This is a genomic window from Nocardia harenae NBRC 108248, assembly GCF_001612885.1.
Classification (GTDB): domain Bacteria; phylum Actinomycetota; class Actinomycetes; order Mycobacteriales; family Mycobacteriaceae; genus Nocardia; species Nocardia harenae.
Genome location: NZ_BDBH01000001.1, coordinates 600628 through 620962 on the forward strand (window position 1 = coordinate 600628; position 20335 = coordinate 620962).

General features: G+C 71.8%; 19 protein-coding genes. 6 read left to right on the plus strand and 13 right to left on the minus strand.

The window, feature by feature from the left end; translation table 11 throughout:
• Positions 1–64: 64 nt before the first annotated feature.
• A complete protein-coding gene (purF, locus tag NH2_RS02385; protein WP_067647322.1) occupies positions 65–1711 on the minus strand; it encodes an amidophosphoribosyltransferase in 1647 nt (548 codons plus the stop codon).
• A 265-nt stretch (positions 1712–1976) separates the two neighbouring features.
• On the opposite strand from purF, the gene NH2_RS02390 reads away from it, so the two are divergent.
• Positions 1977–3263 carry a YhgE/Pip domain-containing protein gene (locus tag NH2_RS02390; RefSeq protein ID WP_067647701.1) on the plus strand — a complete coding sequence of 429 codons (1287 nt, stop codon included), beginning with the start codon at positions 1977–1979 and terminating at the stop codon, positions 3261–3263.
• On the opposite strand, the gene NH2_RS02395 is transcribed toward NH2_RS02390, so the two are convergent.
• From NH2_RS02395 to NH2_RS02405, 3 genes are all read right to left on the minus strand, one after another.
• The gene (locus NH2_RS02395) at positions 3250–3636 is read right to left on the minus strand and encodes a sterol carrier family protein (RefSeq protein ID WP_067647325.1); all 387 of its coding nucleotides are present in this window, start codon (positions 3634–3636) and stop codon (positions 3250–3252) included. The two genes, NH2_RS02390 and NH2_RS02395, sit on opposite strands and share 14 nt — an antisense overlap.
• Before the next feature lie 9 nt (positions 3637–3645).
• A complete protein-coding gene (locus NH2_RS02400; RefSeq protein ID WP_245650381.1) occupies positions 3646–4335 on the minus strand; it encodes a CPBP family intramembrane glutamic endopeptidase in 690 nt (229 codons plus the stop codon).
• A 95-nt stretch (positions 4336–4430) separates the two neighbouring features.
• Positions 4431–6170, minus strand: coding sequence for an alpha/beta hydrolase (locus NH2_RS02405; RefSeq protein WP_067647328.1), 1740 nt, complete (start codon positions 6168–6170; stop codon positions 4431–4433).
• A 255-nt stretch (positions 6171–6425) separates the two neighbouring features.
• Here NH2_RS02405 and NH2_RS02410 point away from each other — a divergent pair, with 255 nt between their 5' ends.
• Positions 6426–6713 (plus strand): YiaA/YiaB family inner membrane protein, encoded by a 288-nt coding sequence (locus NH2_RS02410; protein WP_067647708.1) that lies wholly within the window; start codon positions 6426–6428, stop codon positions 6711–6713.
• Here the strand turns inward: NH2_RS02410 and purL are convergent, their stop codons facing one another.
• On the minus strand, positions 6714–9005 hold the full coding sequence (gene purL / locus NH2_RS02415; protein WP_067647331.1) for a phosphoribosylformylglycinamidine synthase subunit PurL: 2292 nt from the start codon (positions 9003–9005) through the stop codon (positions 6714–6716).
• A gap of 102 nt (positions 9006–9107) precedes the next feature.
• Between purL and NH2_RS02420 the strand changes: the two genes are divergently transcribed.
• Complete coding sequence (locus NH2_RS02420; protein WP_067647334.1) at positions 9108–10331, plus strand: glycosyltransferase 87 family protein; 1224 nt, start codon at positions 9108–9110, stop codon at positions 10329–10331.
• On the opposite strand, the gene NH2_RS02425 is transcribed toward NH2_RS02420, so the two are convergent.
• The 4 genes from NH2_RS02425 to purS form a co-directional block, all read right to left on the minus strand.
• Positions 10289–11584 carry a M18 family aminopeptidase gene (locus NH2_RS02425; protein ID WP_067647337.1) on the minus strand — a complete coding sequence of 432 codons (1296 nt, stop codon included), beginning with the start codon at positions 11582–11584 and terminating at the stop codon, positions 10289–10291. The two genes, NH2_RS02420 and NH2_RS02425, sit on opposite strands and share 43 nt — an antisense overlap.
• A 147-nt stretch (positions 11585–11731) precedes the next feature.
• On the minus strand, positions 11732–12154 hold the full coding sequence (locus NH2_RS02430) for a MarR family winged helix-turn-helix transcriptional regulator (protein WP_245650400.1): 423 nt from the start codon (positions 12152–12154) through the stop codon (positions 11732–11734).
• Positions 12155–12426: 272 nt separating this feature from the next.
• A complete protein-coding gene (gene purQ, locus NH2_RS02435) occupies positions 12427–13104 on the minus strand; it encodes a phosphoribosylformylglycinamidine synthase subunit PurQ (RefSeq protein ID WP_067647343.1) in 678 nt (225 codons plus the stop codon).
• Positions 13101–13337, minus strand: coding sequence for a phosphoribosylformylglycinamidine synthase subunit PurS (gene purS / locus NH2_RS02440; RefSeq protein ID WP_067647346.1), 237 nt, complete (start codon positions 13335–13337; stop codon positions 13101–13103). Before purS ends, purQ begins: the two co-directional genes overlap by 4 nt.
• Before the next feature lie 126 nt (positions 13338–13463).
• Here purS and NH2_RS02445 point away from each other — a divergent pair, with 126 nt between their 5' ends.
• Positions 13464–14114 carry an MBL fold metallo-hydrolase gene (locus NH2_RS02445; RefSeq protein WP_067647349.1) on the plus strand — a complete coding sequence of 217 codons (651 nt, stop codon included), beginning with the start codon at positions 13464–13466 and terminating at the stop codon, positions 14112–14114.
• 633 nt (positions 14115–14747) lie between these two features.
• On the opposite strand, the gene NH2_RS02450 is transcribed toward NH2_RS02445, so the two are convergent.
• Positions 14748–15452, minus strand: a complete 705-nt coding sequence (locus NH2_RS02450) for a DUF2334 domain-containing protein (protein WP_067647352.1) — start codon at positions 15450–15452, stop codon at positions 14748–14750.
• Positions 15453–15538: 86 nt separating this feature from the next.
• Positions 15539–17695 (minus strand): S9 family peptidase, encoded by a 2157-nt coding sequence (locus NH2_RS02455; RefSeq protein ID WP_067647711.1) that lies wholly within the window; start codon positions 17693–17695, stop codon positions 15539–15541.
• A gap of 174 nt (positions 17696–17869) precedes the next feature.
• On the opposite strand from NH2_RS02455, the gene NH2_RS02460 reads away from it, so the two are divergent.
• Positions 17870–18934, plus strand: coding sequence for a DUF2330 domain-containing protein (locus NH2_RS02460; protein WP_084505146.1), 1065 nt, complete (start codon positions 17870–17872; stop codon positions 18932–18934).
• Here NH2_RS02460 and NH2_RS02465 read toward each other — a convergent pair.
• Positions 18931–19389: a DUF397 domain-containing protein gene (locus NH2_RS02465; RefSeq protein ID WP_067647358.1), complete on the minus strand. Its 459-nt coding sequence runs from the start codon at positions 19387–19389 to the stop codon at positions 18931–18933. The two genes, NH2_RS02460 and NH2_RS02465, sit on opposite strands and share 4 nt — an antisense overlap.
• A complete protein-coding gene (locus tag NH2_RS02470) occupies positions 19386–19793 on the minus strand; it encodes a DUF5753 domain-containing protein (RefSeq protein WP_067647361.1) in 408 nt (135 codons plus the stop codon). The genes NH2_RS02465 and NH2_RS02470 overlap by 4 nt, the downstream gene beginning before the upstream one ends.
• On the opposite strand from NH2_RS02470, the gene NH2_RS02475 reads away from it, so the two are divergent.
• Positions 19778–20332, plus strand: coding sequence for a hypothetical protein (locus NH2_RS02475; RefSeq protein ID WP_067647364.1), 555 nt, complete (start codon positions 19778–19780; stop codon positions 20330–20332). The two genes, NH2_RS02470 and NH2_RS02475, sit on opposite strands and share 16 nt — an antisense overlap.
• The last annotated feature ends 3 nt before the right edge of the window (positions 20333–20335 follow it).

Consider the following 20335-nt stretch of genomic DNA (forward strand, 5'->3'; position numbering starts at 1 on the left):
GAATAACGAGCACGCAGCGGTATCGCACCCCGGTTCGTCACCCCCGCACCGTCCGGCCGATCGGTCAGGGCCTGCTCAGCGCACTCGCGTTCGCGTTCTCCCGGAGCAGCGCGGCCTCCGGCCTTCCGCTCAGCATGCCCTCGAGCAAATTCTTGCCGATGGCGGCCTCGTGCGGCAGCGGGATCGGGTAGTCGCCGTCGAAGCAGGCGCTGCAGAGCCTGCTGCGCGGCTGCTCGGTGGCGGCGATCATGCCGTCCAGCGAGATGTAGCCGAGGGTGTCGGCGCCGATCGAGCGGCGCACCCCCTCCACCATCTCGCGGAAGACCTCGGAACCCGGGTCGGTCGCGCCCTCGGCGCCATCCGGCAGCCCGGCGCCGTTGGCGATGAGCTCGGCGCGCGAGGCGAAATCGATGCCGTAGAAGCACGGCCACTTGACCGGCGGCGAGGCGATCCGCACGTGGATCTCCAGCGCGCCGGACTCGCGCAGCATGCGGATGAGCGCGCGCTGGGTATTGCCGCGGACGATGGAGTCGTCCACCACGATCAGCCGTTTGCCCCGGATCACCTCGCGCAGCGGGTTCAGCTTGAGCCGGATCCCGAGCTGGCGGATGGTCTGGCTGGGCTGGATGAAGGTGCGGCCGACGTAGGCGTTCTTCATCAGCCCCTGGCCGTACGGCACCCCCGAGCCCTGCGCGTAGCCGACCGCGGCGGGGGTGCCCGACTCCGGCACCGGGATCACCAGGTCGGCCTCGACCGGGTGCTCCCTGGCCAGCCTGCGGCCGATATCGACCCGGGTGGAGTGCACCGAGCGGCCCGCGATGGTGGAGTCCGGCCGGGCCAGGTAGACGTACTCGAAGACGCAGCCCTTGGGCTCCGGCGCGGCGAAGCGCATGGAGCGAACGCCGTCGGCGTCGATGGCGAGCAGCTCCCCCGGCTCGATCTCGCGGACGAAGGCGGCGCCGACGATGTCCAGCGCGGCGGTCTCGCTGGCGACCACCCAGCCGCGCTCCAGCCTGCCGAGCACCAGCGGGCGCACGCCGTGCGGGTCGCGGGCGGCGTAGAGGGTGTGCTCGTCCATGAAGGTCAGGCAGAAGGCGCCGCGCAGCGTCGGCAGCAACTCCATGGCGGCCTGCTCGATGCTGGAGTCGGCGGCGGCGTGCGCGAGCAGCGCCGTCATCACGTCGGAGTCGGAGGTGGCGGCGATCGGGGCCGGCTTGCTGTCGCCCGCCGGGCGGCGGCCGAGCAGCCCCTGTGCCCGCGCGCGCTCGTTCAGCTCGGCGGTATTGACCAGGTTGCCGTTGTGGCCGAGCGCGAGCCCGGAGCCGACGGCGGTGGTGCGGAAGATCGGCTGCGCGTTCTCCCAGGTGGTGGAGCCGGTGGTGGAGTAGCGGCAGTGCCCGATGGCGACGTGGCCGGGCATGGCGGCCAGCGTCTGCTCGTCGAACACCTGGCTGACCAGGCCGAGATCCTTGAAGACCAGGATCTGCTGGCCGTCCGAGACGGCGATCCCCGCCGCCTCCTGCCCGCGGTGCTGCAGCGCGTAGAGGCCGTAGTAGCTCAGCTTCGCGACGTCCTCGCTCGGCGCCCAGACCCCGAAAACGCCGCACTCCTCGCGCGGCTCGTTCTCGTCCTGATCATGGGCGGCGGCCGGAGGCACGACCGGGATAGGGGTGGATAGATCGCTGTCGACCGGAAAGTCGGCGTTGGTCACCGTTCGCTCCCTGTTCGGGCGGGCTGGGGGCGTCCGTCATTCTACGGCCAACCCCGGCGGTGACCAGCGGCGCCCGGCGGCGCGGAGCCGTCCCGATCACGTTCACCGCGGAACCGCGGGTTCCACCTGTTACCGTGCTGCGGTGACCACGCCCGACCAGCCGGTTGAGCCGGAAGAACCCGCCGGAACAGGCAATTCGGCCGATTCGGCGCACTCGACGGCGAGCCGGGGCAGCACGCCGGGGAACCTGCTCGGCTGGGCGAGGATGACCGGCGCGCCTGTGGTGGTACTCACGTTGCTCACGGCGCTGCTCGGCGTGATGTACCTCGGCTACGTCGCCGACCCCGAGCAGAACCTGCACGACTTCCCGATCGCGCTGGTGAACCAGGATTCGGGCGATGTGCTCGACACCGGCAATGGGAAGCAGCAGGTGGACTTCGGCAGGCAGGTGGCCGACGGCATCATCGCCGCGGTCCCCGCCGACAAGGTCGAGCTGCACGTCGTCGGGATCAGCGAGGCCGAGCGGCTGCTGCAGACCGGCCAGGTGTACGGCGCCGTCGTGATCCCGAGCGATTTCAGCAAGTCGCTCGGCATTCTGGGCATCGGCAGCGTGGTCCCCGGTGATATCCAGCGGCCCATCGTGACGGTCGAGACCAATCCGCGGGCCGGCGCCTACAGCACCCAGGTGGTGCTGCGGATCGCCGACGAGATGCTGGCCCGGGTGAACGACCAGGTCGGGCGGCAGCTCACCGACCAGGTGGAGAGCAGGCTGCGATCGAGCCAGCCGGGGGCGCCCGCCACCGAGCTGAGCGGCGCGAGCCGGGTGGCGCTGCGCGAGCCGATCAACGTGCTGGTGCAGCAGTACCACCCGCTGCCGGACGGCACCGGGCAGGGGCTGACGGCCTTCTTCTACGCGCTGCTCCTGCTGCTCGCGGGGGTGGTGGGCGCGATGATCATCCACACCATGGTCGACGCCCAGCTCGGCTTCGTACCCACCGAGTACGGCCCCTGGTATGTGCACTATCCGCCGACCCCGATCTCCCGCTTCCGCACCGTGCTGCTCAAGTGGGCCGTGATGACGGTCGCGGCGGCCGTCGTCGCCGGGGTCTTCCTGCTCACCTCGCACCTGCTCGACCTGCCGCTGAGCCACGGGCTCGGGCTCTTCCTCTACAGCTGGCTGGCGATCGCGGCGGTCGGCATCACCGGCATCTCCATGCTGGCGGCGATCGGCTCGGCCGGGCTGCTGGCCAACCTGATCCTCTTCGTGGTGCTCGGGCTGCCCTCCTCCGGCGGCACGGTGCCGATCGAGGCGACGCCGCCGTACTTCGCCTGGCTCGCCACCTTCGAGCCCATGCACCAGGTGTTCCTCGCCATCCGCTCGATCCTGTACTTCGATGCCAGCGGCCCGGCCGGGCTCACCCGCGGGGTCTGGATGACGCTGCTCGGGCTCGGCATCGGGCTGGTCTTCGGCGCGGTAGTCACCCGGTTCTACGACCACCGCGGGCTGCACCGGAAGAACGTGCTCGACCGGGAGCCCGCTACAGCCGGGTGACCGGCAGCCAGTGCGCCACCTCGGCGGCGCGGCTGCCGGAGGCGGTGACGGCGCCGGAATCGGCCGCCTCCCGGAAGGTGAGCAGGCCGGTGGCGAGCAGCAGCCAGGTGCGCGGGTCGGTCTCGACCACGTTCGGCGGGGTGCCCCTGGTGTGCCGCGGGCCGTCGACGCACTGCACCGCGACGTAGGGCGGCACCCGCACCTCGACCGAGTGGCCGGGGGCCGCCTGCGCCAGGGTGCGGGCGGTGGCGCGGACGGCGGCGCCGAGCCGGCCCCGGGGCGGGGCCTCGGTGCTGTCGTCGAGCAGCCATTCACGGACCGCGGCGGTGGCGGCGCGGAGTTCGTTCGGGTCGACGGTGGAGCGTCCTGGCACGTCGCGAGGTTACCCGGCGGGCACCCGGTCGATCGCGGCGGCGAGGTCGTCGGCGGCGGCGCCGCGCGCGGAGAACCGGCGCGCGCGGGCCAGGCGGGGAGCTACGGCGCCGCCCGCGTTCAGGGCGTAGTGCAGCAGGGCGGGGGCGGTCGCGCTGCCGCTCCGGCGCCGGAGCGCGCCGAAGATCAGCCCGGCCGCCGCGGTGGCGGCGACAGTGGGCACGATCGGGTCGCCCGCGGCGCGGGCCGGGCGAAGGTGCCAGAGGCCGAAAGCGAGGGCGGTGAGCGGGGTGCCCGCGATGGCGTCGAGGGTGCCGCGGAAGATCAGCTCCTCGGTGTAGACGGTGCCGAGCGGGATGTGCAGGCCGACCCACTCGGGGAGGGCGACGCCGGGCGAGCGGTCCGGGGTCGCGGCGAGTGCCCGCCGGGCGGGTGGCACGGCGAGCCCGGCGCCGTAGCCGACGAGCACCGCGGCCGCGGCGCCGAGCCCGGTGCGCCATCCGGCCGCCGCCCCCCACCGGGGCTCCCCCGCGAAGACGCGCGCGTACGCCGTCGCGAAGGCGGCATTGGCCGCGGTGCGCCCGCGAATGTCCAGCGCCAGCCGCGGCAACACACCGTTGTGCCACACCAGCGGCACCGCCGCCGCGAGCAGCGCCCGCCCCGCGCTCACCGCACCCCGCTCGGCGTCCGGCGATGCCACCCCTCCCGCACCACCGCACGGAGGTGCGTGCTCCCCGGACAGCCCGGCCCCCGCGAGATCGCGCCGGACCCGAGCGGCACTACCGCGGGAACCCCTCACTTGGTGGCCCGCTCGAACTCCTCGGCGGCCTCCAGCTGGATCCGTACGTTCTCGGCGAGCTCCGCATTCCACTCCGGCGGGGCGGCGACGGCGGCCCAGCCGTCGATCACCAGGTCGCCGTAGCGGTGGCCGTGCCCGTCGCTGACCCCCTGCGCGTTGGTGAGATCGGCGGCGACCTGCCAGAAGGTGACGAAGGGGTACCAGCGCATCTGCGAGGAGACATCCGGCCCGCGCGGCTCGGAGAGCCAGTCCGGCTGCGAGAAGATCAGGTCGGTCGACCACCAGACGATGGGGTCGGAGGCATGCTGCAGGTAGGCGATGCGCGGCGTCCGCCACTCCGCATCCGGCCTGGCCAGATCCGCCCGCTCGGCCGCGAAACGCACCACCAGCCCGTCCGCGTACACCGGCTGCACCTCCCGTGACCCGGGATCGCGCCGGGTCACGAACTGCTTCCAGAGCCGGTTCGAGTTCGGCGGCCCGACCCAGAGCGCCCCGTCCACCTGCGCGCGCAGGTCGGCCAGCCCGTCGAACGCCGCCTCCGACCCCTGCGACCCCAGGCTCTCGCCGTACACCAGCAGCTTGGGCCGCGCCTGCGGCGGCAGCGCCGACCAGCGCTCGTACACCGCGTCGAAGAGCTCGCGCCCCGCGCTCGCCGCCTTGCTCCGGTCGGCCAGGAAGGAGAGCACGCTGGGCAGGTAGGAGTACTGGGTGGCGACGATGGCGCTGTCGCCGCCGTACATGTACTCGATTGCCCCCGCCGCCATGGAGTTCACCCAGCCGGTGCCGGTGGTCGTCATGAGCACGAGCACCCTGCGGTCGAAGGCGCCGGTGCGCTCCAGCTCGGCAACGGCCAGCTCGGCCTGGCTCAGGTCGCCGTCGCGCGACTCCAGCCCCACGTAGGCGCGGATCGGCTCCGCCGCCTGCCGCCCGGTGACGGCGGCGATCCGGCTCCGGCTGGGCCCGTGCGAGACGAACCAGCGGCCCTCGAAGCCGAGGGTGTCCCACTCGGCCAGCGACTCCGGGCTGCCCGAGCGCTCGGGCAGCACCGGCTGCGTGGCATACGCCGAGGTGTCGTCGTTGCGCACCTTGAACGCCTCGTTCGCCACCGCGAAGAAGGCCCGGCTGGCGACGCCGTTGAACACGGTCACCGCCACCACGACCAGGACGAGCAACCCGACCGCGGGGGCCAGCTCGCTCGGCACCCGGACCCAGCGGTTCAGCTCCGTGGCCAGCACGATGACGACGGCGCGCACGGTCCGGTAGACGGCGACCACCGCCACCCCGACGGCCACGCTGAGCAGCCCGGTGCGCAGGTAGGCCGGGGTCGGCGTGCCCTCCATGCCCATGAGCGCGCTGATCTCGCGCTGCCAGCGCGCCGACTGCACCAGCATGAAGCCGGCGCCGAGCAGGGCGGTGATCAGCACCGCCGACTTCGCCGCGTACCGCACCCAGGTCGGCGGCGCGGACACCCGCCCGCGCACCCGCGGCCACACCCAGATCCGGAACAGCCACTCCAGCACGCACCCGACGCCGTACCCAAGCGCGGCATTGATCCCGGAGACCAGCCCCTGGAACAGCCAGTCCCGCGGCACCAGCGACGGCGTCACCGAAAGCGCGAAGAAGAGCGTGGCGACGACCAGCCCGGCGTAGTTGAGATCGATGATGATCTCCAGGTGCCGGATCACGATCAGCACCCGCCTGCGCAGGCGGGTGAGGCGCGGGGTGGCCTCCAGCACGGCGCGCCTCAGCCGGCCGGCGCCGCGGCGACGGCCGCGGGCGGCTGGGCGGAAGTCACCGGAACAGTATGGCGGGCGGGGCGGACATCGCCCGGCGACGGCTCGCGGGGATCGCGTCACACCCGAGGCGGCTCGATGCCGCAGCGCCTGCCCGTCGGCACCGGGACCGGCGGCCCGCCCGCAGGCAACTACTCGGGGCCGCTCGAGTAATCACACGCAGGCGCCCGCCCCGCCCGCGCCGGAGACTCGATGTTCATGAGCACTCCCAACGCACAGTCGAAGACGACCTCGGCCTACGTGGCGCAGGCCTCGATCGCGTTCGGCGTCAGCTTGATCGGGGCGGGCGTCGGCATCCTCTACCTACCGCTGGACGTGTGGCAGCGCGGCTTCCTCGGGATGTCCGTGCTGTTCCTGGTGACCAGCTCGTTCACCCTGGCCAAGGTGGTGCGGGACCGGCAGGAGTCGGACTCGCTCCGGGTCCGGGTGGACGAGGCGAGGCTGGAGAAGCTGATCGCCGAGCACGACCCGTTCAAGGCCGCCTGATCAGCGCAGCGCGCCGAAGAGCCGGGGCAGGGTGCCCTCGAAGGCGGCCCGCAGCTCGGTGAGCGGCACCGAGAACTGGCCCTGCACCTCCACCGAGTCGGAGCCCTGGTCCACCACGCCGATGCGCACCGCGGGCAGCCCGCGGGCCTCGCACATCTTGCTGAACCTGGTCTCCTCGGAGCGCGGCACCGCGACCAGCACCCGCCCGGCGGACTCGGAGAAGAGCGCGACGAACGGGTCGGCTCCCTCCGGCAGCAGCACCCGGCAGCCGGTCTCGCCGGCCAGCGCGGCCTCGACGACGGTCTGGATCAGCCCGCCCTCGGAGAGATCGTGCGCGGCGCTGATCATGCCGTCCCGCGAGCCGGCGGTGAGCACCTCGGCCAGCAGCTGCTCGCGGGCGAAGTCGACCTTCGGCGGCACCCCGCCGAGGTGGTCGTGCGCCACCTGCGACCAGATCGAGCCGTCGAACTCGTCGTGCGTCTCGCCGAGCAGGATGAGCGTCTCGCCGGGCTCGGTGCCGAGCCCGGTGGGGATGCGGCGGTGCACGTCGTCGATGACGCCGAGCACGCCGACCACCGGGGTCGGCAGGATGGCGTCCTGCCCGGTCTGGTTGTAGAAGCTGACATTGCCGCCGGTCACCGGGATGCCGAGCGCCACGCAGCCGTCCGCCAGCCCGCGCACCGCCTGCTGGAATTGCCACATGACGCCGGGATCCTCGGGCGAGCCGAAGTTCAGGCAGTTGGTGACGGCCTTGGGGGTCGCGCCGGTGGCGGCGACATTGCGGAACGCCTCGGCCAGCGCCAGCTGCGCGCCGGTGTACGGGTCCAGCTTGGTGTAGCGGCCGGAGGCGTCGGTGGCGAGCGCGATGCCGCGGCCGCTCTCCTCGTCGATCCGGATGACACCGGCGTCGGCGTGCTCCGCGAGCACGGTGTTGCCGCGCACGTAGCGGTCGTACTGCTCGGTGATCCATCGGCGGCTGCACAGCTGCGGGCTGGCCAGCATGGTGAGCAGGGTTTCGCGCAGCTCGCCGGGGGTGCCGGGACGGGCGAGGCGGTCGGTGCCGTCGGCGATCAGCGCGTCCTGGTAGTCCGGGCGCGCGACCGGGCGCTCGTAGACCGGGCCCTCGTGCGCGACGGTGCGCGGCGGGACGTCGACCACGGTCTCCCCGTGCCACGTGACGATGAGCCGCTCACCCTCGGTGACCTCGCCGATCACGGTGGCCAGCACGTCCCACTTGCGGCAGACCGCCATGAAGGCGTCCACGTTCTCCGGGGTCACCACCGCGCACATGCGCTCCTGGGACTCGCTGGAGAGCACCTCGGCCGGGGTCATGTCGGCCGCGCGCAGCGGCACCCGGTCCAGCTCCACCCGCATGCCGCCGTCGCCCGCCGCCGCGAGTTCCGAGGTGGCGCAGGCCAGCCCGGCGCCGCCGAGATCCTGGATGCCGACCACCAGCTTCGCCGAGTACAGCTCCAGGCAGCACTCGATGAGCACCTTCTCGGTGAACGGGTCGCCCACCTGGACGCTCGGCAGCTTCTTGCGGCCGGTGCCGGACTCGTCGCCGGAGAAGGTGTCGGAGGCGAGCACCGAGACGCCGCCGATGCCGTCGAGCCCGGTCCGCGCGCCGAAGAGGATGATCTTGTTGCCGGCGCCTGAAGCGAAGGCCAGGTGCAGGTCCTCCACCCGCATGACGCCCGCGCAGAGCGCATTGACCAGCGGATTGCCCTGGTACGAGGCGTCGAAGACGGTCTCGCCGCCGACATTCGGCAAACCCAGCGAGTTGCCGTAGCCGCCGACCCCGCGGACGACGCCGTCCACCACGCGCCTGGTGTCTGCGGCGTCGGCGGCGCCGAAGCGCAGCTGGTCCATCACCGCGATCGGGCGCGCGCCCATGGCCATGATGTCGCGCACGATGCCGCCGACGCCGGTGGCCGCGCCCTGGTAGGGCTCCACGTAGGAGGGGTGGTTGTGGCTCTCCACCTTGAAGGTGACCGCCCAGCCGTCGCCGATGTCGACCACGCCTGCGTTCTCGCCGATGCCTGCCAGCATGGAGGCGCGCATCTCGTCGGTGGTGGTCTGGCCGAAGTAGCGCAGGTGCACCTTGGAGGACTTGTACGAGCAGTGCTCGCTCCACATCACCGAGTACATGGCGAGTTCGGCGTCGGTGGGGCGCCTGCCGAGGATCTCCCTGATGCGGGCGTACTCGTCGTCCTTGAGCCCGAGCTCGGTGTAGGGCTGCGCGGTGTCCGGGGTTGCCGCTGCGGCGCTGACGGTGTCGACCTGCGAAGTCACGGGAGTACCAGGGTCCTTTCGGGCCGAGTTCGCGATGCGGGGAATCGCCCGCGAGTTTAGCCGTGGTCGGAACCTGGAAACGCACCCGCTACCCTGTGCCGCGTGAACGATCGATCGGGGGTCGCCGATTCGACAAGGCGGCAGCGCCGGTTGCTGCTCCTCGCGATCGGCCTGTTCGCGATCTCGGCGACCGTCTCGCTGCTGCTGCACTGGTGGGACCACTACATCGACCTGCAGGTCTACCGCAACGGCCCGCGGGTCTGGCTGGACGGCGGCGAGCTGTACGGCCCGATGCCGCCGATCGGCGACCTCGCGCTGCCCTTCACCTATCCCCCGCTGGCCGCGCTGCTCTTCGCCCCGCTGGCGCTGGTGCCGCTCGGGGTGGCGGAGATCGTGGTGCTGCTCTCCTCCATCGCGAGCCTGGCGATCACGCTGTGGCTGGTGCTCATCCGGCTGCGCCCCGGGCTGGACCGGATGACGGTACTGACGGCGGTGATCGCGGCGGTGGCGCTGGCCCAGATGCTGGAGCCGGTGCGCCAGACCTTCGGCTTCGGCCAGATCAACCTGGTGCTGATGGCCGCGGTCACGCTGGACTGCCTGGCGCCGAAGACTTTCTGGCCGCGCGGCATGCTGATCGGCATCGCGGTCTCGGTGAAGCTCATCCCGGCGGGCTACCTGCTCTTCTTCCTGCTGCGCCGGGACTGGAAGGCGGCGGGCACGCTGGTGGTCTCGGCCGCCGCCGCGGTCGGCGTCGGGTTCCTGTTCTTCCCCGGGGATTCGGTGCAGTACTGGTCGGAGACGCTGGCCAACACCGACCGGATCGGGCCGCCGTACTTCGCGGGCAACCAGTCGCTCAAGGGGCTCGCCTTCCGGCTCGGCGTCTCCGACGGCGCCGCCACCGCGCTCTGGCTCGGGCTCGGCGCGGTCGCGGTGCTGCTCGCCGCGGTGTGGATGCACCGGCTGCTCGCCGCCGATCGCCCGGTCGCCGCGCTGCTGGTGAACGCCGCCGCGCTGCTGCTGGTCTCGCCGGTCTCCTGGTCGCACCACTGGGTCTGGGCCGCCCCCGCGCTGCTGCTGCTCGGCGTGGCGATCGCCGAGGGCAATCGCTCGCGGCCGCTGCTCGTCGGCACCGGCGCGCTCGCGCTGCTCTTCCTGATCGGCCCGCAGTGGCTGCTGCCGCACGCCGAGGACCGCGAGCTGGAGTGGGCGTGGTGGCAGCAGGTCATCGGCAGCAGCTACGTCTGGGTGACCTTCCTGATCCTGGTCGCCGGGGTGGCCGCGGGTCAGGCCGCCGGGGTGAGGAAGGCGGCGAGCGCGGCCGCGTAGGCGGGCACGTCGGCGGCGCCCATGAATTCGCGCGCCGAGTGCATGGCCAGCTGCGGCGCGCCGACGTCGACGGTGCCGATGCCGGTGCGGGCGGCGGTGATCGGGCCGATGGTGGAGCCGCAGGGCAGGTCGGCGCGGTGCACGTAGCGCTGCAGCGGCACCCCGGCCTCGGCGCAGGCCAGCGCGAAGGCGCCGGTGCCGACGGCGTCGGTGGCGTAGCGCAGGTTCTGGTTCACCTTGAGCACCGGGCCGCCGTTCACCGCGATCCGGTGCGCGGGCTCGTGCCGGTCCGGGTAGTTGGGGTGCGTGGCGTGCGCCATGTCGCCGGAGGCGACCAGCGAACCGGCCAGCGTCGCCAGGTACTCCGCGCGCCCGCCCCCGGCGGCCAGCACGATCCGCTCCAGCACCGCGGGCAGCAGGTCGGACTGCGCGCCGCGCTCGGACTGGCTGCCCACCTCCTCGTGGTCGAAGAGCGCGAGCACCGGCAGCGCCGCGCCCGGTTCGGCCAGCGCGGCCAGGAAGGCGGCCAGCCCGGCGTAGCAGGTGGCCTGGTTGTCCAGCCGGGGCGCGCTCACCAGGTCGCGCTCCCGGCCGACCAGGGTGCTCGGCGCGAGGTCGTGCGTCATGAGCTCCCACCCGAGCACATCGTCCGGGACCGCGCCTGCCTGCTCGGCCACGTGTGCGATGAACGAGGCGCGCTCGGCGCCGACGCCCCAGACCCCGTTGACGTGGCGCTGCGGGTCGAGCGTGACCCCGCGCCGCTCCTCGGAGAGGTGGATGGCGAGCTGCGGCACCCGCAGGATGGGCTCGTCGATCCGCACGAGCTGCTCGCGCAGGCCGCCACCGTCCGGATCACGCAGCGTGAGCCGGCCGGAGATGCCGAGGTCGCGGTCGAGCCAGGAGTTCAGCCAGGCGCCGCCGTACGGCTCCAGCCCGACCAGCTGCCAGCCCGCCGAGAGCAGGTCGGGGTGCTGCTTGACGCGCAGGTTGGGGCTGTCGGTGTGCGCGCCGACCACCCGGAACCCGGCGCCGGGCGCGCTGCCGTCGGTGCTCCATGCCACCAGTGAACCGCCCCGGATCACGTAGTAGCGGCCCGGCTCGCCTGCCGCCCACGGCTCGGCCTCGCGCAGCGCGCGGAAGCCGTTGGCCTCGAGCTCCCGGCTCACGGTGTGGCAGACATGGAACGGCGAGGGCGAGGCGTCGATGAAGGCGCACAGGCCGGTGGCGGTGGCGGTGGTGCTGACGACGGGCATGTCCGCGATCCTAGGCAGCGCGGTGCCGCAGGTCCGGCCCCGGTGCGCCAACCGTCAAGCGCTATTGACGGAGGTAATCACTTCCGCATCATTCGAGCACACCCGCCACAATTCCGGCGGTAATGCGCGCGAATTTCATCGGATGAATCACCCGACGGTCTGCGCCACCAGATCCAGCAATCGAAGCAGTTCCGCATATCGGCGCGCTCCGATCCGGGAACGGAGTCGCTGCTCGGCCCGATACTCCTCGGCGCGCACCGCCGCGACCAGCTCGGCGCCCAGCTTGCTGAGCCCGATCAGGATGCGCCGCCGGTCGTCCTCGGCCGCCACCCGGAAGATCAGCCCGCGTTCGGCCAGCGCATCGGCGTGCCGAGTGGCCGACGAGGGCGGCAGCTGCGACTTCGCCGCCAATTCGCTCATCGTGGTCCGGCCGTCGACGGACAGGTTCGACAACATCGACCACTGATCCGGGGAAAGCTGGCGCGCGTACAAAGCGTCGTCGAGGTGACGCACCCAGCTCCGCTCCGCGGAACGCAAAGCGCCATGCAGCGTGGAATTACCGCCCACCATGGTTTCCACAATTGTCCTGACTGCCTCGAGAATTGGAACGAGGGGAAGACTACCGAACGCGGATAATTCGCGTGAGCGAGTGGTGTCCGCCGGTCGCCGGACATCGCGGGGGGCGCCCGAAAACTCGGCTGCGCCAGTTCAATTCGACATCCAATACTCGAAATGCAATTTTCACCGAGAGGATTCGGCGCGGCCCCCGATCCCCCGGAAACGCCACCGGCCCGGACCGCGCGGGTGCGCGATCCGGGCCGGGAGCGGGAATCCGTTGCGGGTCAGGCCGCTACGAGCGAGTCCAGGACCGAGAGAAACAGCCCGAGCCCGTCGTCGCTGGGGCCGGTGAGCGCCTCGGTGGCGTGCTCGGGGTGCGGCATGAGCCCGACCACCCGGCCATTGGCCGAGGAGATCCCGGCGATGCCGCGCTGCGAGCCGTTCGGGTTGTCGCCGGAGTAGCGGAAGACCACCCTGCCCTCGCCCTCCAGCTGGTCGAGCACCTCGGCGGAGGCCTGGAACCGGCCCTCGCCGGACTTGAGCGGCACCAGGATCTGCGCGCCCGGCTCGAACCGGCCGGTCCAGGCGGTGGCGGTGGACTCCACCGTCAGCCACTCGTCGCGGCAGACGAAGTGCAGCCCGTCGTTGCGGGTGAGCGCACCGGGCAGCAGCCCGGCCTCGCAGAGCACCTGGAAGCCGTTGCAGATGCCGAGCACCGGCAGCCCCTGGCCCGCGGCGCGCACGACCTCGCCCATCACCGGGGCGAACCGGGCGATGGCGCCTGCCCGCAGGTAGTCGCCGTAGGAGAAGCCGCCGGGCACGATCACCGCGTCGACGGCCTTGAGATCGGCGTCGGCGTGCCACAGGTTGACCGCCTCGGCGCCGGAGAGCCGGACCGCGCGGGCCGCGTCGACATCGTCGAGCGTGCCGGGAAACGTGATGACCCCGATGCGCGCGCTCATGGGAGCCGGACGACCTTCCACTCCTCGATCACGGTGTTGGCGAGCAGCGATTCGGCGATCTGCTCCAGCTCGGCGTCGCTCACCGAGTCCTCGACATCGAGCTCGAAGCGCTTGCCCTGCCGCACATCGGCGACTCCGGCGAATCCCAGGCGGGGAAGCGCACCGACGATGGCCTGACCCTGCGGATCCAGGATCTCGGCCTTCGGCATCACCTCGACCACGACTCGTGCCACGCGTTTTCTCCTCGGGAGAGTTCGGGGGTGTACCGGAACAGCGTAGTCGCGGCGGGCCCGGACGGCCGCCGGGGGGTGCGACATCACAGCCGGTCGCCCCGCACCGGCGGCGGCTAGCATCGCCGCATGCGCATAGCTCACTTCGGACACTCCTGCATCCTCGTCGAGCTGCACGGCACCAAGGTGCTGTTCGACCCGGGCACCTTCGCGCACGGCTTCGAGGGCATCACCGGGCTCGACGCCATCGCCGTCACCCACCAGCACCCGGACCACATCGACGGCGACCGGATCGGCGCGCTCATCGAGGCCAACCCCGGCGCCCTGCTGCTCTCCGACCCGCAGACCGCCGAGCTGCGCCCCGAGCCGTGGGCGGCGGTGCACGCCGGGCAGGTGCTCACGGTGGGCGGGGTCACCGTCACCGGCGGCGGGGGCAGGCACGCGGTGATCCACCCCGACCTGCCGGTCATCGACAACACCGTCTTCCAGCTCGGCACGCGGGCCGATCCGGCGCAGCTGGTACACCCCGGCGATTCGCTGTGGGTGCCGCCGAGCCCGGTCGGCGTGCTCGCCATCCCGGCGGCGGCGCCGTGGATGCGGATCAGCGAGGCGGTGGATTATCTGCGCGCGGTTCGCCCGCGGACCGCCGTGCCCATCCACTACGGGATCGTCGCGCCGGAGGCGAGGGGGATCTACTTCGGGCGGCTGGCCGAAATGGGGCCGGAAGGCACGGAATTCTCGCCGATCGAGCACGAGGGGGACAGGGAGTTCCCCGGCTGAGGTCCGGCTACACCTACGTAATTCGCGGGCCATAGCCGGAAAACGAATTGCACGTGCATCGGCAATTTCGCCGGGTTTATCCGGCCGCGGACGTGGGACCGCCCCGCGCCGGGGGTAGGCCCGGGCGGGGCGGCTGGGTCAGCGCTGGCCTGGTCAGTCCGCGCTCAGGGTCTCCAGCAGGGCCGTGATCAGTTCGAGCAGGGTGTCGAGCATTGTGCTTCCCTTCCTGTCGTCTCACTAGCTTACGGATACCGCACTCACAGAATTGCACCGATCGGCCGCGGCGCAAACACCGCAGAGCAAAGAATTTTGCGGATTTGTTTTCGGCACCCACGAATTCCACGAATAGAATGCGGCGCGCGTTCGGCGAATCCGACCGAAACAAGAGAAATTCGCGGGAATCCGGGTTGCCGGTGTCGTTCCGGCGGTTTGCCGGACGGTGGCGCGGGCAGATCCGGCCACATCCATCCGGTATGCCGGATTCGGTCGAGCGGCACCGGCCGCGGGTCCGGGCCGCCGCCTGTCCGGTGGCCTCGGCCTCCCCCGCGCCGGTGATCATCGGCGAAACGGACCCGCGGTACGCGAATCGGCGCCGTCACCCGGCTACGCCATTCGCGGGTGACGACGCCGAGCTCAGGCCGCGCGGCTCGCGGCGCTGTACGGCTCCCAGCGGTACAGCTGTCCGGCGGCGCCGTGGTAGAGCGCCAGGTCGACGGCGTCGAGCAGAGCCTGCCGCGGGCCGGAGCGGGTCAGTTGCGCACCGGAGACCGCGAGCCGCACGACTCCGCCGCGCTTGGCGGTCCGCGCCGCGCCGAGAACCAGCGCCCGGCACCACCACGGCTCGGTGCGGAAGCCCTCGCCGATGCCGTACACCCTGGTGCGCTGCGCGATATTGCGCTCCAGGTCGACGATCGAGGTCAGCCCGAGCGCCAGCCGGAAGCCGACGTCGGGCAGCGCCTCCATGGCGCCCGCCGATGCGCTCCAGCGCGGGGCGGCGAAGAGCCGGGTGCGCAGCCCGACCCGCTCCATCACCCGGTCGGCCGCCATCAGCCGCAGCCGCGCCTCGTGCCGCGGCAGCGCGCCGAACTCGGCCCGCCTGCGCTTGGTGGCAGCCTGGTCGTAGCCGTGCAGCACGATGGCGTCGCCGCCGCCGCGCCGCCCGCGCAGCCAGGCCAGCGTGGCCGGGTCGTCGGTCAGCTTGTAGCCGCCCTTCAGCCGCGGCGCGACGAGCAGCGAGAGCGGCACACCCCGGTCGTCCATCTCGGCCGCGAACTCGATCGCGGCGTCCCGGGTGGTGTCCCGGATTCCGGAGACGGAGACGATGAGCTCGGCAGTCATGGGACAACGGTGACAGGACGACATGTCCGCGGCGTGCAGCCGGGATGACGCCGAAACCAACACCGGTCACATTTCAGTGCATACCGCTATGACGGCGCGACCTTGCCGAGCCCGACGGTGTCGAGCACCCAGGCGTACTCGAAGGCGACTTCCTTCCACTTCTCGTAGCGCCCGCTCACCCCGCCGTGGCCCGCGCTCATCTCGGTCTTGAGCAGCAGCGGGGCATCGCCGGTGGCGACGGCGCGCAGCCGCGCGACCCACTTGGCCGGCTCCACGTAGAGCACCCGGGTGTCGTTCAGGCTGGTGATCGCCAGGATCGCCGGGTAGCGCTTGGCCTCGACGTTCTCGTACGGCGAGTAGGACTTCATGTACGCGTAGACCTCGGGGTCGGCGAGCGGGTTGCCCCACTCGTCCCACTCGATCACCGTGAGTGGAAGCGAGGGGTCGAGGATCGAGGTCAGCGGGTCGACGAAGGGCACATTGGCGAGGATGCCCGCGAAGAGCTCCGGCGCCAGGTTGGCGACCGCGCCGACCAGCAGCCCGCCCGCGCTGCCGCCATCCGCGACCAGCCGGTCGGCGCTGGTGCGGCCGGTGTCGATCAGGTGGCGGGCCGCGGCGACGAAGTCGGTGAAGGTGTTCTTCTTGCGCAGCGTCTTGCCGTTCTCGTACCAGAGCCTGCCCATCTCGCCGCCGCCGCGCACGTGCGCCACCGCGAACACCATGCCGCGGTCGAGCAGCGAGAGCCGGGAGACCGAGAAGCCGGGGTCGATGCTGGCCTCGTAGGAGCCGTAGCCGTAGAGCAGCAGCGGCGCCGCGGCGCCGGGCTGTACCGCGTCCCGGCGCCAGACCAGCGAGATCGGGATGCGGGTTCCGTCCTCGGCGAGCGCCCAGTCCCGGCTCTGCTCGTAGCGCTCCGGGTCGTAGCCGCCGAGCACCGGCTGCTCCTTGCGCAGCAGCAGCTCACCGGTGCCGGGCGCGTAGTCGAAGACCCGGGTCGGGGTGGTGAACGAGGTCAGCCCGATGCGCAGCGTCGGCTGCTCCCACTCCGGGTTGGCGCCGAGCCCGACCGCGAAGAGCGGCAGCTCGAACTCGAGTTCGCGGCGCTCGCCGTAGCCGTCGGGGGTGAGCGGCCAGACCGCGAGCCTGCTCAGCGCCTCGCGGCGGTAGCCGAGCACCAGGTGGTCGGCGAAGGCGTCGACATCCTCCAGCCGCACGTCGTCGCGGTGCTCGATGAGCAGCGTGAGCGCGGCGGGGTCGCTGACCGGCGCCTCGGCGAGCACGAAGTTCTCCGCCTTCACGCCGTCGACCACGTCGTTGTGCAGTACCAGGAAGCGGTCCTCGCCCGCCACCACCGCGTGCTCGACGCTGTACTCCACGCCCTCGCGGCGCGGCAGGATCACCCGGAACTCGCCCTCCGGGTCGGCCGACTCCAGCATCCAGCCCTCGCTGGTGATCTTGGAGGCGACCCAGATGAGCAGGTACTTCTCCGAGCGGGTGGTGCCGATGCTCACCCAGTACCGCTCGTCCGGCTCGTGGAAGACCTTGGCGTCGTCGGCGGCCGCGGTGCCGAGCCGGTGCCGCCACACGGTGTCCGGGCGCCAGGATTCGTCCACGGTCTGGTAGAAGACGTGCGTGCCGTCCAGCGACCAGGTGGCGCCCGGCGCGGTGCCCCTGATCTCGTCGCCGAGCTGCTCACCGGTGCGCAGGTCGAGGAAGCGCAGCAGGTAGCGCTCGTCGCCGACGGTGTCGGTGGAGTAGGCGAGCAGGGTGCCGTCGTTGCTCACCGAGAAGGCGCCGAGTGCGAAGAAGTCGTGGCCGTCGGCCAGCACATTGCTGTCCAGCAGCACCTGCTCACCGGGGATCTCGGTACCCACCTCCAGCTGCGGCGGGGTCCAGGCGTCGAGGCCGTCCGCCTCGGGGTCGATCGGGCAGCGGCAGTGCACGCCGTACTGCTTGCCCTCGAAGCTGCGCGAGTAGTACCAGTACTGCCCGAGCCGGGTCGGCACCGAGAGGTCGGTCTCCTGGGTGCGGGCCTTGATCTCGTCGAAGATGGCGGTGCGCAGCTCGGCCAGGTGCGCGGTGTTCGCCTCGGTGTAGGCGTTCTCCGCCTCGAGGTAGGCGATCACCTCGGGATCGTCCTTGTCGCGGAGCCACTCGTACTCGTCGATCACGACATCGCCGTGCTGCACGCGCTCGGTCGGCACGGTCTTCGCGACGGGGGGCGGCACACTCTCGACAGACATGCGCACCACCCTACTGTCGAGCGGTCCGCCCACTGCGCGCGTGCGGGACACCCGGACCCGGTCGGCCCCGCCGGCTGCTCCGCCACTGTCGCGGACCGGCGCACCGGCACGCGCGCGCGGGACCCGGTCGGCCTTCGCCCGTAGCGCAGGCGGGGCCTCCATTACGCTCGCCCCATGGCCTTCGCTGCACGCCCCCGTCCGGCCGGTGTGCCGGCAGCCCTGCTCCTCGCGGTGGCGGCGCTCACCGGCGGCGCCGCCGTTCCCGCGGCGGCCTGTGCATGCGGCGCCGTCGCGGGGACCGGCGCGACCGCGACGGTGAACAACGAAGTGGCGCTGGTGCACTGGGACGGCGCGCGGCAGACCATCCTCATGCAGCTCGCGCTGCGCGCCGACGGCGACCGCGCCGCCCTCGTCGTGCCGACTCCGGCTCCGGCCACGGTGAGCGCGGGCTCCCCGGACACCTTCACCGAACTCGAGCGGCAGACCGCGCCGGAGATCGTCACCGAGCGGGACTTCTTCGGCTCCGGCGACTTCGAGGGGCTCAGCTCGGGCGCCGCGCCGGGGGCCGCGCCGACGGTGCTGAACCAGGTCACGCTCGGCCCGCTGGAGGCGACGACGCTGGCAGGCGGCGGGCTCGACGGCGTGCGGAACTGGTTGCGCGACAACGGCTATCGCATGCGCCCCGAGGTGGTCGAGACGCTCGCGCCGTACCTGGCGGAGGGGTGGTCGCTCGTTGCCATCCGGCTCACCGGCGCGGACGGCCTCGACGGCGCGCTCGACCCGGTGCGGCTCACCTTCGACGCCACCGCCCCGGTCTACCCCATGCGCATGTCGTCGGCGGCGACGCTGCCGCAGTCGGTGCGGCTCTACGTGCTCGGCGAGCACCGGGTGCGCCGCGCCGACCCGGATGCCGCGCACCAGTTCACCGAGGTGGAGTTCGCCGGGCGGCTCGGCGAGGCCGACGACCCGCTGCTCCGCGAGCTCACCGCGAACGGCACCGACTACCTCACCGAGCTGGCCGTGTCGATCCCCGAACCGGCCCGCATCAGCAGCGATTTCACCTTCGCCGACGCGGACTCCGACGCCGAGCACCGCGAGCGGATCACCCGCACCGAGCAGGTGCAGGTGCTCGGCTTCCCGGCCGGGCCGGTGATCCTCGGCGCCGCGCTGCTCGCCGCGACCCTGGTGGTGATCGCGGTGATCCGGGTCTTCCGCGGGCCGCGCCGGTCCGCTTCCTAAACCTCGGTGAGCAGGCCTTCCGCCGCCGTCCACCGGCCGGCGAGGTCGTCGAACTCGCCCTCGGCCACGGCGTCGGCGAAGTACCGCCATTCGGTCGGCGTGTAGTCCAGGGTGCGGCCGTCGGCCGATTCGAGGGTGGCCGAGCCGTCGCCGTGCACGGTGATGGCGGGTTCCGTCCTGGCCGCGGAGCGGCCGGTCACGGCGTCGAGGAAGCGATGCCACTGGGCGATGGTGATGGCGATGATCGGCTGGGCCGCGGGGTCGTTGCCCGGGTCGCGCAGGTACTTACTGTCCCGGATCAGGACCGCAGCGTCGGTCGCCCTGACCTCGACGCAAGCGCCTCCGTTCCCGCCGCTACGGCGGGCTTTGCGCCATACACCGACCTCGACGCAGTTGCCTCCGTTCCCGCCACTACGGCGGGCTTTCCGCCAGGTGACGGTGTTGTAGCTGGTCATCGTGCGAACCCTTCCAGTGCTGAGGTGATGAGCTTCTTGGACTCCGAGGCGCTGAGCGCCTTCTTGCCGATATCGCGCCAGACCTGCTCGTAGGCCGACAGTTCGTCCGGCTTCTGCAAGTACATCGCCCCTGTGAGTGTGTCCACGTAGGCGAGCGGCGGCTCGATGGGTTCGCCGCTCGGATCGTCCGGGAAGCTGAGCAGTTGGAAGGAGTTCGCGGCGGTCATGCCACCGTGCACGCCGGCCTTCCACGGAATAACGCGGACGGAGACGCCCGGCTTACCAGCGAGTGCGAGTAGATGCTGAAGCTGCCGCGCCATGAGTCCCGGTTCGCCGATCAGCCGCCGCAGCACCGCTTCGTTGAGCACGGCTTCGTAGCGCAGCGGCGGTGTCCGATCGAGCACGCGGCTACCTCCCGGCCCGCGCCGCTGCGATCACCCTCACTACTGCCGGCGGACCGCTCGACATCATCGGCGCATACGCCCCCTCTCGCGACGCCAGCGCCGCCAAGACCGACCGCAAACGCAAGTGGCTGCACGCCTGCCTCACCGAACTCGCCGCGGATCGCGGCCGCACCCAGATCTTCCTCGGTGATCTCAACGTCCTCGAACCCGGCCACCAACCGAGTTACCGGTTCTTCTCCGAGTTCGAGTACGACTTCTATCGGCGTCTGACCAGCGAATGCGGCCTCATCGACGCATTCCGGCACTGCCATCCCGACCTGATCGACCATTCCTGGGTCGGACGCACCGGCGACGGCTATCGATACGACCATCTCCACATCAGCGTCGACTTGCTGCCCAGGCTCACCGCCTGCGACTACGTTCATCAGCCCCGAATCGGTAAGCTTACCGACCATTCCGGCCTCACCGCCTGCCTGGCGCTCGATGCCGAGGCCGGACTGATAACGTCCGACCCCACCATGAGCGGCACCCTGTTGTGACTC